The sequence below is a fragment of the Nocardioides bruguierae genome, assembly GCF_023554635.1.
In the GTDB taxonomy this organism is placed as follows: Bacteria; Actinomycetota; Actinomycetes; order Propionibacteriales; family Nocardioidaceae; genus Nocardioides; species Nocardioides bruguierae.
The window spans coordinates 240,824-256,618 of sequence record NZ_JAMJPH010000001.1 but is presented as its reverse complement, the minus strand read 5'-3'; the positions used below and the strand labels follow the sequence as shown (position 1 = coordinate 256,618).

Below are 15,795 nucleotides of genomic sequence, written 5' to 3'. Positions count from 1 at the left end.
GCCCGGTCAGGCCGCGGCGGCGTGCTTCAGCGAGGCGACGTCGTCGAGGATGCGCGCGACCGCGGCGACGAGGGCCGGGGCGTCGAGCGGGTCCGCGGCCAGGTGCGTGGTCATGGCGACGTTGGAGCGACCGTCGGGGGTCTTCTCCACGAGCAGCCCGCCGTTGCCGATCGTGCGGCCGGTGGAGCGCAGGGCCTCCTCGATCAGCGAGGTGGCGCAGCGCAGGCCGGCGAAGGCCGGGGCCTCCAGCTCGATGAGGGTGGTGTCGCCCAGACGCTCCACCCACACGAGGACGCCGTTGTCGCCGTCCTCGACGGTCCAGCCGCCGTTGAAGAGGCCGACGCCGTCGAAGTGGGTGCACAGCAGGTCGTGCACCTGGTCCTCGAGGACGGGCCCGAGGTCGCCGAGGAAGTGGTTCCCGAGAACACTGGTCATGGAGCCAAGGTTAAGAGATCCCGCCGGTCGGCTGAGCGGCAGGTGGCCCATCGGACAATCCCGGACACGTGTCAATCACTGGCACCTGACCTGCAGAGATGTCAGATGAGTGGGGGTCTGGGCCGGCCGTGTGCAGGGCTGCCCTGTCGCAATTGCGCCGGTTCAGGCGTGCGGCGGCTCGGACGGCTGTCCGAGCGACGTCCGAGCATTCCGTCGGTATGTGAGGTCGGGGATCACCCGTGCACTGGTCTGGAGCGGTGGCGTGTCGTCCCCGACGCGACGTCACGAACGGCCGTCCTGGTGCCGCGCGATACCGGGAGGGGGGTCGGGGTTGGTGGACGACGGGATCGAGGCTCAGCCGGAACCCCTGAAGTCCCGGCCCTCGCAGCCGCACGAAGCGTCGTCGGGCGACGCCCGTTCTGCAGTGACGGAGGCGAGGTGCGGGCCGTGAGCGCAGCGAACGCGCGTGCCGAGCCGACGAGCGAAGAACGGGGGTATGAGCCCGGCGACATGTCGCCGGAGGCGACCGAACGATATGGAGCGGATGACGAGACTCGAACTCGCGACATCGACCTTGCCCGGAAATGTCTCAGGGTCGCGCTCTGGAGCGCGACCCTGGGAGCTGGAGCGGATGACGAGACTCGAACTCGCGACATCGACCTTGCCCGGAAATGTCTCAGGGTCGCGCTCTGGAGCGCGACCCTGGGAGCTGGAGCGGATGACGAGACTCGAACTCGCGACATCGACCTTGCCCGGAAATGTCTCAGGGTCGCGCTCTGGAGCGCGACCCTGGGAGCTGGAGCGGATGACGAGACTCGAACTCGCGACATCGACCTTGCCCGGAAATGTCTCAGGGTCGCGCTCTGGAGCGCGACCCTGGGAGCTGGAGCGGATGACGAGACTCGAACTCGCGACATCGACCTTGGGAAGGTCGCGCTCTACCAACTGAGCTACATCCGCGTGGCCGTGAGGCCGCTTGCAGCGTAGTCGATCAGGCGTCGGCCTGCGGCATCCGGGTCAGGGTGGGCCAGCGGGCGTCGAGGCCGTCGCCGGAGGAGCGGCCGGTGAGGCGGCGGTGCACCCAGGGGGCGGCCTGGTGGCGCAGCCAGTCGGCGTCGTGGCGCAGCTGCTCGCGGCGGGGGAGGGCGGGGCGCTCGACGGGGCTGGGGACGGGTCGCTCGTGGGGGACGCCGAGGGTGTCGAGGACGCGGGTGGCCATGAGGTCGTGGCCGGGGGTGCCCATGTGCATGCGGTCCTCGTCCCAGTAGCCCCAGTCGCGGTACTCGCGCATCCGCCAGTAGTCGACGACCTGGGCGTCGTGCTCGGCGGCGAGGTCGTCGACGACCTCGCGGACGAGCTCGTTGTAGAGGGCGAAGCGTCCGCGGAGCATGCGGTAGGTGGCGGAGCCGCCGGGGTCGAAGGCGGTCCACACGAGCAGGCGCGCGCCGGAGGCGGCGATCCGGGTGAGGGCGGTGCGGTAGTCGCCGACGAGCGCGTCGAGGTCGACGTTGGGGCGGAGGATGTCGTTGGCGCCGGCGTAGACGGTGACGACGTCGGGCTCGAGCGCGAGGGCGGGGTCGACCTGCTCGGCGAGGATGGGTCGGAGCTTGCGGCCGCGGATGGCCAGGTTGGCGTACCCGAAGGGCTGCCCCGCCTCGTCCGCGTGGGCCTGGAGGTGCTCGGCGACGCGGTCCGCCCAGCCGCGCACGCCGTTGGGCCGGGTGGGGTCGGGGTCGCCGACGCCCTCGGTGAAGGAGTCGCCGATGGCCACGTATCGCTGGAACGCCGCGGTGTGTGTCACGGGGTCCACGCTAGGCTCCCGCCCGTGCTGCTCTCCGACCGGGACATCTCCGCCGAGCTCGACGCCGGCCGGATCGCGCTGGACCCCTTCGACCCGCAGATGATGCAGCCGTCGTCGGTGGACGTCCGTCTCGACCGGTACTTCCGGGTGTTCGAGAACCACAAGTACCCCGACATCGACCCCGCGCTGGACCAGTCGGACCTCACGCGGGTGGTGGAGCCGGACGGCGACGAGCCGTTCATCCTGCACCCCGGCGAGTTCGTGCTGGGCTCCACCTACGAGGTGGTGACGCTGCCGGACGACGTGGCCGCGCGCGTGGAGGGGAAGTCGTCGCTGGGGCGGCTGGGCCTGCTGACCCACGCCACGGCGGGTTTCGTGGACCCGGGCTTCTCCGGTCACGTCACGTTGGAGCTGGCGAACGTCGCGACCCTGCCGATCAAGCTGTACCCGGGCATGAAGATCGGTCAGTTCTGCTTCTTCCGGCTCTCCTCGCCCTCGGAGCACCCGTACGGGTCGGCGAAGTACGGCTCGCGCTACCAGGGGCAGCGCGGCCCGACGCCGTCGCGGTCGTTCCAGAACTTCCACCGCACGCAGATCTGACCCGGCTGGGGCACTTGCGGACCGTCGGCTAAGGTAAGCCTTACCTCACTGCATGGTGGGGTACCTTCCCCGAGCCGAGAGGCCGACGTGACCGCTGCGCCCGAGACCGACCAGCTGCCCTTCCTCATCACCGAGTGCGTGGTGACCCGCGCCGACCGGCTGACGCCGTCGTTCGTGCGGGTCGAGCTGGCCTCGCCCGACCTGGCCGAGTTCGGCACCGGCGGCCCGCTCTACGACCAGCGGATCAAGCTCGTCTTCCCGCATCCCGACGGCCCGATGCCTCAGTTCTCCGCCACGGGCGAGGAACCCGCCCACGGCTGGTACGCCGCCTGGTCGGCGCTGCCGGAGCGGGAGCGCGGGTACATGCGCACCTACACCGTGCGGGCCCTGCGCGGCTCCGGCGCCGACACCCGGCTCGTGGTCGACCTCGTCGTCCACGGCACCGACGGCCACGGCGAGGCGGGCCCCGGCTCCCGGTGGGCGGCCGAGGCGCGCGAGGGGTCGCGGGTCGCGATCGTCGGGCCCCGTCGCGGCCACCACACCGGCGGCATCGAGTTCGACCCCGGCACCGCGGCGCGGCTCCTGCTCGCCGGTGACGAGACGGCTGTGCCCGCCGTCCTCGCGACCCTGGAGCTGCTGCCGGACGACGCCACCGGCGTGGCCGTGCTCGAGGTGCCCGACGGCCGCGACGCGCAGGACGTGGCGGCGCCGGCGGGCGTGGAGCTGGTCTGGCTCCCGCGCGACGGGCACCGCGTCGGCGAGCGCCTGCACGCGGAGGTGCTGGCCCGGCTCGGCCACGGGCTCGAGGCCCGGGACGCGGCGGCGGCCGGTGCGGTGCTGGACGCCGGCGACGTGGAGGACAACGTCTGGGAGACCTCGCAGTTCTCCTCCTCCGGCGAGGCCGTCGACCAGGTCGTCGCGCCGTCGGGCGAGACCGGCCTCGACGACCTCTACGCCTGGATCGCCGGCGAGTCCCGCATGGTCACCGGCCTGCGCCGGGCGCTGGTGAAGGACCTCGGGCTGGACCGTCGCCAGGTCGCGTTCATGGGGTACTGGCGCGAGGGCGTGGCGATGCGGGGCTGAGTGCGCCCGTCGGCTTGGTCTCTCGGCTCGGGCTCAGTCCCTCGGCTCGGGTCGGCTCAGCCGTCGAGCCGGTCGGCCAGGCCGCGCAGGCCCGTGGCGAGGCGGTGACGCCCCGGCGTGGTGCGCTCGCCGCGCACGCGGGCACGGGACTGGGCACGGGACTGGGCACGGGCGAGGCGGGCCTCGCGCTGCTGGCGGGCGGCGGTCTCAACGAGGTAGGGGTTCTCGGGCATGGCTGGCTCCTGTGGCTGTGGCTGTGAGTGGTGACCTGGGTGGTCGGGTGCGGGGATCTCGGGCTCAGGCGGGGTGCAGGGCGATGTCTCCGCTGACCGTGGTGGCCCGCAGGGCGACGTGGTCCTGTCCGTCGGCGGGCGGACCGACGGGCGCGAGGGTGGAGCTGAAGTCGCCGGAGACGCTGTTGACGTCGGTCCACACCGGGACGCCGGCGGGCACGCCGAGGCGCACGTCGCAGGAGGCCCCGCGCACCGTCAGGACCCCCCGCTGGACGCGCGCGGCCACGAGGTCGCCCGAGCCGCTGGTGAAGGAGAGGTCGCAGGCGACGTCGCCGAGCCGCACGTCGCCGGAGCCGGTCTTGATCCGCAGCTCGGCCGCCGCCGTGGCCTCCCCGACGCGGACGTCGCCCGAGCCGGTGGAGATGGTCGCGGGGGCGGCGAGGTGCTCGAGGTCGACCTGGCCGGACCCGGTGCGGACGTCGGTGGCGCCGGTGACGAGCCGGGCGTGGGTGTCGCCGGAGCCGGTGGTCAGCGTCGTGTCCGCGGACGCCTCGTCGAGGTCGACGTCGCCGGACCCGGTGCGCACGACGGCGTCCCCGTAGCGCCCGGAGACGCGGACGTCGGCGGAACCGGTGCGCAGGTCGAGGCGGCTGCCGGCCGGGACGACGAGGTCGACGTCGAGCCGGGGGTCGCTGCTGAACAGGCCGCCGCGGGGCGAGGCCACGCGCAGCCGGTCGCCGTCGTGGTCGACGGTGACGCGCTCGGCGTCCTTGCCGCGCACGTCCAGCGTCGTGCCGCCGGCCTCGACGAGGGTGACGGTGAGGGAGCCGCGGCCGAGCTCGACGAGCAGGTCGAGCGGGCCGGGGGTGTCGAGCTCGCGGTGCAGCGGGGTGTCGGTCATCGGTGGTTCTCCTCCGTGCGGCGGGGCTGCCGGGCTGCCTGGCTAATGGGGTGGTCGAGGGTGTGCGTGTCCGCGGCCGCAGCGCGCGGCTGCGGTCGGACGGGTGGGCGCTGGGGGTGGGGCCGGCGGCTCAGACCCAGCCGGACTGCCGGCGTCCGCGACTGCGACCGCCGCCGCCGAAGGGCAGGTTGACGTCGAAGGTCACGCGGGTGCCGTCGTCGCCGGAGCCCTGGCCGGTGAGCGTGGCCTGGCGGACCGCGGTGACGAGCCAGGTGTTGAGCGAGGTGCCGGCCTGGGCGGCGAGCTCCTCGGCGCGGGTCTTCACCGACTCCGGGAGCCGCAGGGTGATGCGGGTGACCGAGTCGTCCTCGGGCTCCGCGGGCTCGGGTGCCGCGGGGGCGGGCGGCGGTGCGGGTGCGGCCGGCAGGCCGGCGTCCACCACGAAGTCGAGGTCGCGGCCGTCGAGCCGCACCTCCACGCTGCCGCTCGCCATGGCCGAGGTGATCTCGGCGGTGGCGTGGGAGATGGCCTCCATGAGGGCCAGGCGGGCCGCGGGCTCGATCGCCGCGGCGAGGCGCTCGGCCGCGGCGGCGACCTCCGGGGCGGAGGCGTCGGTGGCGGCGCGCAGGTCCCGGCGGAGGCCCTCGAGGTACGGCGTCATGTCCATGACGCCACTATGACACCACTCTGACGTCACTGCAAGAGTTAATGGTGTCGCCGTGGCGTCTGCGTGGTGTCACGCGGATGTCGTCGGGGGTGGGTGAGGAGTTCCCGCCCGGGCGGGTGACGCCGCTCACCGGCGGCGGACTTACGGTGTCTCGGTTGCCCTGCGCAACGAACGCGTGCCGGGTGAGACGGCACGCGAGCGGCAAAGACGCCCAAGAAAGGAAGGCCCGCTCATGACGTGGCCCCACAGCCTGACGATCGGGGCACCCCCGGTCCTGGCCAGTGACACGATCATCTCGGCGCACGTCGTCGACTACCTGATCATCGCTCTGTACTTCGTGTTCGTCCTCGGGATCGGCATCGTGGCGCGTCGCCAGGTCTCCGACTCGGTGGACTTCTTCCTCTCGGGCCGCTCGCTGCCCGCGTGGGTCACCGGCCTCGCGTTCGTCTCGGCGAACCTCGGCGCCGTCGAGATCATGGGCATGTCCGCCAACGGTGCCCAGTTCGGCCTGCCCGCCGTCCACTACTTCTGGGTCGGCGCGATCCCCGCGATGCTGTTCCTGGGCGTCGTGATGATGCCCTTCTACTACGGCTCCAAGGTCCGCTCGGTGCCCGAGTTCATGTACCGGCGCTTCGGCACCGGCGCGCACCTGGTGAACTCGCTGTCCTTCGCGGTCGCGCAGCTGCTGATCGCCGGCGTGAACCTGTACCTGCTCGGCACGATCATCCAGGCCCTGCTCGGCTGGAACCTCTACCTCGCGCTCGTGGTCGCCGCGGTCATCGTGCTCTCCTACATCACCCTCGGCGGGCTCTCGGCCGCGATCTACAACGAGGTGCTGCAGTTCTTCGTGATCGTCGCGGCGCTGCTGCCGCTGACGCTGCTCGGCCTGCACAAGATCGGTGGCTGGAGCGGCCTGAAGGAGCAGATCGCGTCCGCCGCCGCGAGCAACCCGGACGGGCCCAGCGCCGCCCAGCAGCTGAGCTCGTGGCCCGGCACCGCCCTGACCGGGTTCTCCTCCGACTTCCTCTCGGTCGTCGGCATCGTCTTCGGCCTCGGCTTCGTGCTCTCCTTCGGCTACTGGACGACCAACTTCGTCGAGGTCCAGCGCGCGATGGCGACCAGCTCGATCTCGGCCGCGCGCAAGACGCCGATCATCGGCGCCTTCCCGAAGATGTTCGTCCCGTTCATCACCATCGTGCCCGGCATGATCGCCGCCGTCATGGTCTCCGAGATCGCCCGGACCAAGGCGGGCGAGGACGTCACCGGTGGTGCCGGCGGCACCGTCGACTACAACGACGCGCTGATCTACCTGATGCGCGACCTTCTTCCCAACGGCCTGCTCGGCGTCGCCATCGCCGGTCTGCTCGCCGCGTTCATGGCGGGCATGGCAGCCAACATCTCCGCCTTCAACACGGTCTTCTCCTTCGACCTGTGGGAGCGGTACGTGAAGAAGGACCGCGAGGACGGGTACTACCTGCGGATCGGCCGCTGGGCGACCGTCGGCGCGACCGTCGTCGCCCTGTTCACCGCGCTGCTGGCGTCCGGGTTCTCCAACATCATGGACTACCTCCAGACGCTGTTCGGGTTCTTCAACGCCCCGCTGTTCGCCACCTTCATCCTCGGCATGTTCTGGAAGCGGATGACCCCGACCGCCGCGTGGATCGGCCTCATCGCCGGCACGCTCTCGGCGGTGCTCGTGGCGTTCCTCTCCGACGGGACGCTCGGGGCGATCTCGATCGGCGTGCTGCCGCTCTCGGGCCAGGGCGCGTCCTTCGTGGCCGCCGGCGCGGCCTTCGTGGTCGACATCGTGCTCTCGGTGATCATCTCGCTGGTCACGACGCCGAAGCCCGCCTCCGAGCTGCGGGGCCTCGTCTACAGCGAGACGCCCAAGGAGGACCTGGTGGACGAGGCGGAGAAGACCCTGCCCTGGTACCAGCGCACCCTGCCGCTCGCCGGCGTCGCCCTGGTCATCGTCATCGTCCTCAACGTCGCGTTCTGACGCGCACTCACGGAAGGGAGTGAGCCATGCCTGCCAACGAGGTGCAGAACAAGCAGACCCACAACGCCGGTGTCTTCGACATCCGCAACATCATCGGCGCGCTGCTGGGCATCTACGGCGTGATCCTGGTGCTCATGGGGATCTTCGGTGACCCGGAGACCGACAAGACCGGCGGCCCCAACGCCAACCTGTGGGCCGGTCTCGTCATGCTGGTCGTCGGGATCGTCTTCATCGCCTGGTCGCGGCTGCGGCCCGTGAAGGTGCCCGAGACCACCGACTGACGCGTCGCGTCGTGCGGGGCCCGCCCGGGGACTCTCCGGGCGGGCCCTGCTGCGTGCCTGGTGGCTACATGCGCTCGGGGGCCTCGATGCCCAGCAGGCCCAGGCCGGTGGCCAGGACGCTGCGCGTGGCCGCGGCCAGCGCGAGCCGACCCTCCCGCTCCTCGCCCTCGGCCCGCAGCACCGGGCACGCCTCGTAGAACCGGGAGAGCGCCACCGCCACGTCGTGCAGCGCGGCGCAGAGGTGGTGCGGCTCCAGGGTCTCGGCCACCGTCGTCACGGCTCCCGGGAAGGCCGCCAGCGCCAGGGCCAGCCGTTCCTCCGCCGGGTGCGCGGGCGGCCGTGCAGCCGGAGCCGCAGGGTCGCCCGCGCGGGCCAGCAGCGAGCAGAGCCGGGCGTGCGCGTACTGCAGGTACGGCCCCGTGTTGCCGTCCATCGCCACCATCCGGGCCAGCGAGAACCGGTAGTCCCGCGTCCGCCCGTGCGAGAGGTCGGCGTACTTCACCGCGCCCACCCCGACGGCCCGTGCGACGGCGTCGCGCTCCTCGGCCGGCATCGACCCGCCCCACTCGGCGGCGCGGGCGGCGGCCTCGGCGTCGTCGAGCAGGGAGTCCAGAGACACGGTCTCGCCGCTGCGTGTCTTGAACGGGCGACCGTCCTCGCCGAGCACCGTGCCGAACGCGACGTGCTGCGTCTGCACGCCGTCCGGCAGCCAGCCCGCGGACCGCGCGAGCGCGAGGACCTGCTCGAAGTGCAGCGACTGCCTGGCGTCCACGACGTAGACGACCTGGTCGGCGCCCAGGCCACCCTCGGCCACGGGAGCGACCCGGTGCCGCAGCGCGGCCAGGTCGGTCGCGTCGTAGCCGAACCCGCCGTCGGCCTTGCGGACGAGCATCGGCAGCAGACTGCCGTCCCGCGCGGTGAACCCGTCGAGGTAGGCGCACAGCGCACCGTCGGACTCGGTGACCAGGCCGGCGTCCTGCAGGTCGGACACGACGCCCGGCAGCGCTGCGTTGTAGCTGCTCTCGCCGGCGACGTGCTCGTGCGTCAGCCCGACGCCCAACCGTGAGTAGAGCGCGTCGAACGCCTCGACCGACACCGCCACCAGCGACTGCCACGCCGTGAGCGTCGCCTCGTCGCCGGACTGCAGCGCGACCACCCTGCGCCGGGCCGCCTCGGCGAAGGCAGGGTCGGTCTCGAAGTGTGCCCGGGCACGCCGGTAGAGAGCGTCGAGGGCGGCGAGGTCGAGGGCCCCGACGTCGAGGTGCTCCGCCTCGACCTGCTCGCCGAGCATCCCGAACTGCGTGCCCCAGTCGCCGAGGTGGTTCTGCCGGACGACGTCGTGGCCGGCGAAAGCCAGCACGCGGGCGAGCGCGTCCCCGATGACCGTCGAGCGCAGGTGGCCGACGTGCATCTGCTTGGCGACGTTCGGCGAGGAGTGGTCGACGACCACCCGCCTCGGGTGCTGCGGGCGCGGGACACCCAGGTGCTCGTCGGTCAGCAGCGTGGTGACGAGGCGGGCCAGCACCTCGGGGCGCCAGCGGAGGTTGAGGAACCCCGGCCCCGCGACCTCGACGTCGGCCAGGTCGGCGACGTCGAGGTGGGCGAGCAGGGCGGTGGCGACGTCCCGAGGCTTGCCGCCGGTGGTCGCGGCCAGCCTCAGGGCGAGGTTGGTCTGGAGGTGGCCGTGCTCCGGCCGGGTGGCGCGGCGCAGCTGGGGGTCGTCGTCCACGTCTTGTGACGTCGTGCCGGCCAGGGCGAGGTGGACGGCGGCACGCAACCGTGCGTCGAGGGTGCTGGTGAGGTCGGCCAGGGTGGTGCTCACGCGGGTCTCCGATGCTGGGGGCGCGGCGACCTGGTGCGGAGGGGCCGGCGCGCCGGGGAGGGCACCGGCGCGGGGCGCAGCGGTGCCGAGGGCGCGGGGCGCGCCTGCGGGAGCGTCAGCCGAGCACGGGCGAGTGACCGGACGGCGCCCACAGGCGCATCCGACGTCGCTCGCAGCGGATCAGCATGGGCGTGAGTATGCCTGCGCCAGGTTCGCTCGCGCCACTGCCTCGGGACGTCATACGGAGCGGACGCAGTGCCCCTCAGATGGATGACGTCCGCTTGATGGGCGGTGAGCTGGCAACCGGATGGTGGCCAGGTTCGGTTGCCTCCGCACCGCTGATCGCGCCGGAACGCGACCGGCGGTGGCCTGGCAACCGATCTGCGGGAGAGATCGGTTGCTGGGCCACCGCCGGTGCGGGGGTGGGACTCAGATGTCGAAGAGCGAGTCCAGGGCGTCGATGTCGACGTCCGTGCGGGGCTGGTGAGCCTCCGAGGCGTCCACCGGGGCCGCGGGGGTGGGCTCGGACGCCGGGGTGGGCTCCGGGTCTCCGGCCGGCGGAGCGGAGTCCTCGACCGGCGCTGCCGTGTCCTGGACTGCCGGGGTCGGCTCCTCGGCGGGTGGGGCGACAGGGGCGGCCGCGGCGGCGGTGACCGTGGTTGGCTCGGGGGCTTCGACGTCGAAGAGGGACTCCAGTGCGTCGATGTCGACGCCGGTGTGGGGCGTGTGGGCCTCGACCGAGGTGGGAGCCGTGGTTGCCGCCGGGGCGGGGGTGGGCTCCGGGTCTCGCGACGGTTGCTGCGCAACCTCCTCGACCATCGGAGCGGAGTCCTCGACCACCGGTGCTGCGTCCTCGACCGCCGGTGCCGTGCCCTCGGCTGCCGGGGTCGGCTCCTCGGCGGGCGGGGCGACGGGAGCGGCCGCGGCGGCGGTGACCGAGGTGGGCTCGGGGGCTTCGACGTCGAAGAGCGAGTCCAGTGCGTCGATGTCGACGTCGGTGTGGGGCGTGTGGGCCTGCGTCGACGTGGTGGCAGCCGGGGTGGGTGCCTCGGGTGCGGGGGTCTCGTGGCTCGTCGCCGGGGCTCCTCGCACCTCGACCACCGAGGTGGGCTCGGGGGCCTCGACGTCGAAGAGGGAGTCCAGGGCGTCGATGTCGACGTCGCTGCGGGGAGTGTGGGCCTCGGTGGAGGTGGGTGCCTCGGGTGCGGGGGTCTCGTGGCTCGTCGCCGGGGCTCCTCGCTCCTCGACCACCGGTTCGGCCGACGGTGCCGAGTCCTCGACCACCGGTTCGGCCGACGGTGCCGAGTCCTCGACCACCGGTTCGGCCGACGGTGCCGAGTCCTCGACCGGCGGAGCGGCAGGGGCGGCGGTGACCGAGGTGGGCTCGGGGGCCTCGACGTCGAAGAGGGAGTCCAGCGCGTCGATGTCGACGTCGGTGCGGGGCGTGTGGTCTCGAGACGGTTGCTGCGCAACCTCCTCGACCACCGGGGGCGCGGTCTCCGCAGCGTCCTCCACCGCCGGAGCGGAGTCCTCGACCACCGGAGCGGAGTCCTCGGTCGGCGGGGCCGGGGGAGCGGAGTCCGCCGGGGTGTCGAAGAGCGAGCTGGCGTCGTCGGGCACGTCGAAGAGCGAGTCCCCGCCCGAGGCCTTGGCGGCCGGGCCGACGTCCTGCGTCTCGGTGACGGTCGACGCGCTCGCGGTGACGTCGCCGGGAGCGGGTTCGGCCCGCTCCTCCACCGGCGCCGCAGGGGCGGCCGCGGTGGCAGCAGCGGCGACGGGGGCCGGGGCGTCGCCCTTCACCGAGGCGAGCAGCATCTGCGCGACGTCGAGGACCTCGACCTCCTCGCGCGCCTCGCCCGCGGCCTGCTTGGCGGTGAGGCCGTCGGAGAGCATCACGCGGCAGAACGGGCAGCCGACGGCGATCTGGTCGGCGCCGGTCTCGACGGCCTCGGTGGTGCGGTTGAGGTTGATCCGCGAGCCGGTCTTCTCCTCCATCCACATGCGGGCGCCACCGGCGCCGCAGCAGAAGGACTTCTCGGAGTTGCGGGGCATCTCCTTAAGCTCGGTGCCGGGCAGCACCTGGAGCAGCTCGCGCGGGGGCTCGTAGACGCCGTTGTGGCGGCCGATGTAGCAGGGGTCGTGGTAGGTGATCGAGCGCTTCTGCGTGGCCGCGCCGCCACCCACGGGGGTCAGCCTGCCCTCGCGCACGAGGCGGTTGAGCAGCTGCGTGTGGTGGACGACCTCGAGCTCGATGCCGAAGTCCTTGTACTCGTTCTTCAGCGTGTTGAAGCAGTGGGCGCAGGTCGAGACGACCTTCTTCACCCGGTACTCCTTGAACGTCTCCACGTTCTGGGCGGCCAGGCCCTGGAAGACGAACTCGTTGCCGGCGCGGCGGGCCGGGTCGCCGGTGCAGGTCTCGCCGTTGCCGAGGACGCCGAAGGACACGCCGGCCATGTCGAGGAGCTCGGCCACGGCGCGGGTGGTCTTCTTGGCGCGGTCCTCGTAGGCGCCGGCGCAGCCGACCCAGAACAGCCAGTCGACCTCGTCCAGGCTCTCGATCGTGTCGCCGACGACCTGGACGTCGAAGGGGAGGTCCTTGGCCCAGTCCAGGCGGCCCTGGGCCGACATGTTCCACGGGTTGCCCTTGCCCTCGAGGCCCTTGAAGAGGCCGTTGAGCTCAGGCGGGAAGTTCGACTCGACCAGCACCTGGTAGCGGCGCATGTCGACGATGTGGTCGACGTGCTCGATGTCGACGGGGCACTGCTGGACGCAGGCGCCGCAGGAGGTGCAGTTCCACAGCACCTCGGGGTCGATGACCGCGTCCATGCCGGGCGGGTTGTAGAACCAGTCGCCGCCGTCGGTGGAGGTCTCGTGGCCCTCGAAGGTGCCGCCGGTCTCGCCGACGAGCGCCTTCTCGACCTCGCGGGCGAGCTCCGGGTCGGCGGCGAGCATGGCCTCGCGCTCGGACTCGTCCGCCAGCAGGTAGGGCGCCTTCGCGTACGCGTGGTCGCGCATCGCGGTGATGAACAGCTTCGGCGAGAGCGGCTTCTCGGTGTTCCAGGCGGGGCACTGGCTCTGGCAGCGGCCGCACTCGGTGCAGGTGGTGAAGTCGAGGATGCCCTTCCAGGAGAAGTCCTCGACCTTGCCGACGCCCAGCGCCGTCTCCTCGTCCATCTCCTCGAGGTCCTCGAGGGTCAGGGCCTTGCCGTTCGCGGTCATCGGCTTGAGGCCGCCCAGCGCGGTGGTGGCGCCGTCGGTGTCGCGGCCGACCGCCTCGCGCTTGAACCAGATGTTGAACCAGGCGGTGAAGCGGTGCCAGGCCACGCCCATCGTCAGGTTCGAGGCGATCACCAGCAGCCAGACCAGGGCCAGGACGACCTTGATCAGCGCGATGACGATGACGGTGTTCTCCAGCGTCCCGACGGCGTCGGGGCCCTGGGCGAAGAGGGCGTCGCCGACGTAGGAGGAGACGGGGAAGTGGAAGTGGCTGAAGTCCTCCAGGTGCTCGCCCTGGGCCTGGCCGAGGTTGTACTCGGCGCCGCGGATGAACAGGATCGCGGCGCCCTCGAGCAGCGCCATGACCTCGACGAAGTAGGCCTGCCACGCGGTCGAGCCGAAGAACCGGGAACGCCGGCCGAGGCTGCGCGGGTGGTGCTTCTGCCGGTAGACGATCAGGAAGACGATGCCGATCGTCGACAGCACGCCGAGGGCCTCGTTGAGCCACTCGTAGAGGAAGAAGTGCCCGATCAGGGGCAGCACGAAGTGCGGGTCGAAGAGCTGCACGAAGCCCGTCGCCACGGCGCCGGAGAGCACGATGAAGCCGAGGTAGACGAACCAGTGCATGATGCCGACCCAGTGCCACTGGAGCATCCGGGTGTGCAGCACGGACTCCTTCAGCAGGGTCACGGTGCGCTTGCCGGGCTCGTCGGTGCGGCCGGTGGTGGCCTGGCCGATGCGGATGGTGGCGACCATCCGGGACACGGCGCGCGCGACCACGACCACGGTCACGACGGTCAGGGCCAGCGCGACCACGATGGCGAAGGTCTGCATGTAGCGGTGCTCCTCGTCTCCTCGGTGCGCGCCCGACGTCCGTCGGGGGACACGGGCGCTCGTCGGAGCCTAGGCGTGGCGCGGGCCACAGGGCAGGCCCTGACGTGTGGGGAAGATCCTACTTGGCGGTAACTTCCCTGTCGCCTCCCGGCGGGGGAGCGACGGGCTGCGCGCGTGGCTCCACCCGGGCCAGCCCGGCCACGGCCAGCAGCACCAGCACGGTGCCCGCCCAGCCGGCCGGGCCCAGCCGCTCGCCGAGCAGCAGGGCGGCGGCCACCGCGGCGGTCACGGGCTCGAGCAGGGTCGCGACCACGGCCGCCGACCCCGTCGTCGTCCGCAGGCCCGCGTAGAGCAGGGCGTAGGACAGCGCCATGGTGAACACGCCCAGGTAGACCAGCAGCGCGAGGGCGCCCGGGTCGCCGGTCAGGTGCGGGCCCGGCGTCAGCAGCGCCACGGGCACGAGGACGACGGCACCGATCCCGGTCGTCGCGGTGGTCAGCGGCAGCGGCGCGGCGGCCCCGGCCAGCAGGCCGGCGCGGTCGGTGGCGAACGCGTAGGCCGCGCCCGCGGCCAGCGCCAGCAGCACCCCCAGGACCCGCGCGCCGCCCTCGGTAGCCGCGGCGCCGTGCCCGGTCGTGGAGACGAGCAGCAGGCCCACCAGCGCCACCGTCACCGTGCCCACCGCCCAGCGGTCGGGCGGACGCCGGTGCCGGATCGCCTCGACCACCGTGAGCAGCACGGGAGCCAGCCCGAGGCTGATCACCGTGGCCACCGAGACCCCGGCGAGCACGACGGCCGCGAAGTAGAGCGTCTGGTAGAGCGTCGTGGAGAGCCCCACGAGGGCCACCGCGCCCGGCCGCTCCCGCAGCAGGCGCAGCAGCTGACCACTCTGGCGCACCGCCACCACCGCGACCAGCAGGACGAGGGCGGCCAGCGCGAGCCGCCAGGCGCTGGCGGTCACCACGTTCATCGGCACCCGCTCGCGCACGAGCGTCACGGTGAGGCCGCCGGTGCCCCACAGCACGCCGGCGAGGCAGACCTGCACGAGGCCGGCCGAGGACCGGGGCGGGGAGCTCACCCGGGCAGTATCGGGGTCGGCGGACGGCCCCCGAGCCGACGGGTCAGCAGGTGGGCGGTCCGCAGCACGCCGGCGGCCAGGTCGGCGGCCGACTCCTCGCCGGCCGGGTAGGTCAGCGCGATGGCGGCCACCGGGAGGCCGTTGTGGTCGAGCACGGACGCGGCGACGCCGGCGAGCCCGGCGGTCACCTCGCCCTCCTCCTCGGCCCAGCCGCGGGCGCGGGTGTCGGTCAGGAGCGCCCGCAGCGCCCCGGGGGAGGCGGGACCGGAGCCGGTGCGGTCCACGAAGGCGTCGCGGTCGGGGTAGAGCGCCCGTACCTGCGCGGCCGGCAGCGCCGCGAGCAGAGCGCGGCCGGAGGCCGGCAGGTGCGCCGGCAGCCGGACGCCCACGTCGGTGACCAGCGGGGGTCGCCCCGGCGCGCGCTCCTCCAGCAGGTAGAGCACGTCCCGCCCGTGCAGCACCGCGAGGTGCGCGCTCTGCCCGGTCTCGTCCACGAGGGCGGCCAGCGGTCGCCGGGCGATCCGCTGGAGCGGCTCCTGCCGGGTGTAGCCGCTGCCGACCTCAAAGGCGGCCACGCCGAGGCCCCAGCGGTGCTCGTCGGCCAGGTGGGTCACGAAGCCCTCGTCGGCCATGGCGGTGAGCAGGTGGTACGCCGAGGAGCGCGGCAGGTCGCACGCCCGGGCGATGTCGGCCAGCGGCACCGGCGCGGGGCGGGTGGCCAGGTAGCGCAGGACCCGCAGCGTCCGGGTGGCAGCGGGGACCTGGGGCACGCGGCCAGTCTGCCCGAGAGGACGGGGAGGTCCGGACAGGCGCAGGCCCGGTCCCCGGGGGGTGGGGGACCGGGC

The 15,795-nt window shown here is 72.8% G+C and carries 13 protein-coding genes and 1 tRNA gene; 4 read left to right on the top strand and 10 right to left on the bottom strand.

Annotated elements, in window-relative coordinates:
• Window positions 1-6: 6 nt before the first annotated feature.
• From M8316_RS01205 to M8316_RS01195, 3 genes are all read right to left on the bottom strand, one after another.
• Window positions 7-435 (bottom strand): hypothetical protein, encoded by a 429-nt coding sequence (locus M8316_RS01205; protein ID WP_250051246.1) that lies wholly within the window; start codon window positions 433-435, stop codon window positions 7-9.
• Window positions 436-1,319: 884 nt separating this feature from the next.
• Window positions 1,320-1,395, bottom strand: a tRNA-Gly gene (locus M8316_RS01200).
• Window positions 1,396-1,426: 31 nt separating this feature from the next.
• On the bottom strand, window positions 1,427-2,236 hold the full coding sequence (locus M8316_RS01195) for an SGNH/GDSL hydrolase family protein (RefSeq protein ID WP_250051244.1): 810 nt from the start codon (window positions 2,234-2,236) through the stop codon (window positions 1,427-1,429).
• A gap of 24 nt (window positions 2,237-2,260) precedes the next feature.
• Here M8316_RS01195 and dcd point away from each other — a divergent pair, with 24 nt between their 5' ends.
• Window positions 2,261-2,836: a dCTP deaminase gene (gene dcd / locus M8316_RS01190; RefSeq protein ID WP_250051242.1), complete on the top strand. Its 576-nt coding sequence runs from the start codon at window positions 2,261-2,263 to the stop codon at window positions 2,834-2,836.
• Window positions 2,837-2,923: 87 nt separating this feature from the next.
• Window positions 2,924-3,919 carry a siderophore-interacting protein gene (locus M8316_RS01185; RefSeq protein ID WP_250051240.1) on the top strand — a complete coding sequence of 332 codons (996 nt, stop codon included), beginning with the start codon at window positions 2,924-2,926 and terminating at the stop codon, window positions 3,917-3,919.
• 56 nt (window positions 3,920-3,975) lie between these two features.
• On the opposite strand, the gene M8316_RS01180 is transcribed toward M8316_RS01185, so the two are convergent.
• From M8316_RS01180 to M8316_RS01170, 3 genes are all read right to left on the bottom strand, one after another.
• On the bottom strand, window positions 3,976-4,152 hold the full coding sequence (locus M8316_RS01180; RefSeq protein ID WP_250051238.1) for a hypothetical protein: 177 nt from the start codon (window positions 4,150-4,152) through the stop codon (window positions 3,976-3,978).
• A gap of 64 nt (window positions 4,153-4,216) precedes the next feature.
• Complete coding sequence (locus M8316_RS01175; protein ID WP_250051236.1) at window positions 4,217-5,053, bottom strand: DUF4097 family beta strand repeat-containing protein; 837 nt, start codon at window positions 5,051-5,053, stop codon at window positions 4,217-4,219.
• A 130-nt stretch (window positions 5,054-5,183) separates the two neighbouring features.
• Window positions 5,184-5,720, bottom strand: a complete 537-nt coding sequence (locus M8316_RS01170; protein WP_250051233.1) for a toxin-antitoxin system HicB family antitoxin — start codon at window positions 5,718-5,720, stop codon at window positions 5,184-5,186.
• A 274-nt stretch (window positions 5,721-5,994) separates the two neighbouring features.
• Between M8316_RS01170 and M8316_RS01165 the strand changes: the two genes are divergently transcribed.
• Window positions 5,995-7,719: a sodium:solute symporter family protein gene (locus M8316_RS01165; protein WP_250051579.1), complete on the top strand. Its 1,725-nt coding sequence runs from the start codon at window positions 5,995-5,997 to the stop codon at window positions 7,717-7,719.
• A gap of 26 nt (window positions 7,720-7,745) precedes the next feature.
• The gene (locus M8316_RS01160) at window positions 7,746-8,000 is read left to right on the top strand and encodes a hypothetical protein (protein WP_250051231.1); all 255 of its coding nucleotides are present in this window, start codon (window positions 7,746-7,748) and stop codon (window positions 7,998-8,000) included.
• 64 nt (window positions 8,001-8,064) lie between these two features.
• On the opposite strand, the gene argS is transcribed toward M8316_RS01160, so the two are convergent.
• From argS to M8316_RS01140, 4 genes are all read right to left on the bottom strand, one after another.
• Window positions 8,065-9,822: an arginine--tRNA ligase gene (argS, locus tag M8316_RS01155; protein WP_250051229.1), complete on the bottom strand. Its 1,758-nt coding sequence runs from the start codon at window positions 9,820-9,822 to the stop codon at window positions 8,065-8,067.
• 429 nt (window positions 9,823-10,251) lie between these two features.
• The gene (locus M8316_RS01150) at window positions 10,252-13,872 is read right to left on the bottom strand and encodes a (Fe-S)-binding protein (protein ID WP_250051227.1); all 3,621 of its coding nucleotides are present in this window, start codon (window positions 13,870-13,872) and stop codon (window positions 10,252-10,254) included.
• Window positions 13,873-13,990: 118 nt separating this feature from the next.
• A complete protein-coding gene (locus M8316_RS20925) occupies window positions 13,991-14,950 on the bottom strand; it encodes a DMT family transporter (protein WP_250051225.1) in 960 nt (319 codons plus the stop codon).
• A complete protein-coding gene (locus tag M8316_RS01140) occupies window positions 14,947-15,720 on the bottom strand; it encodes an IclR family transcriptional regulator (protein ID WP_250051223.1) in 774 nt (257 codons plus the stop codon). The genes M8316_RS20925 and M8316_RS01140 overlap by 4 nt, the downstream gene beginning before the upstream one ends.
• Between the last annotated feature and the right edge of the window lie 75 nt (window positions 15,721-15,795).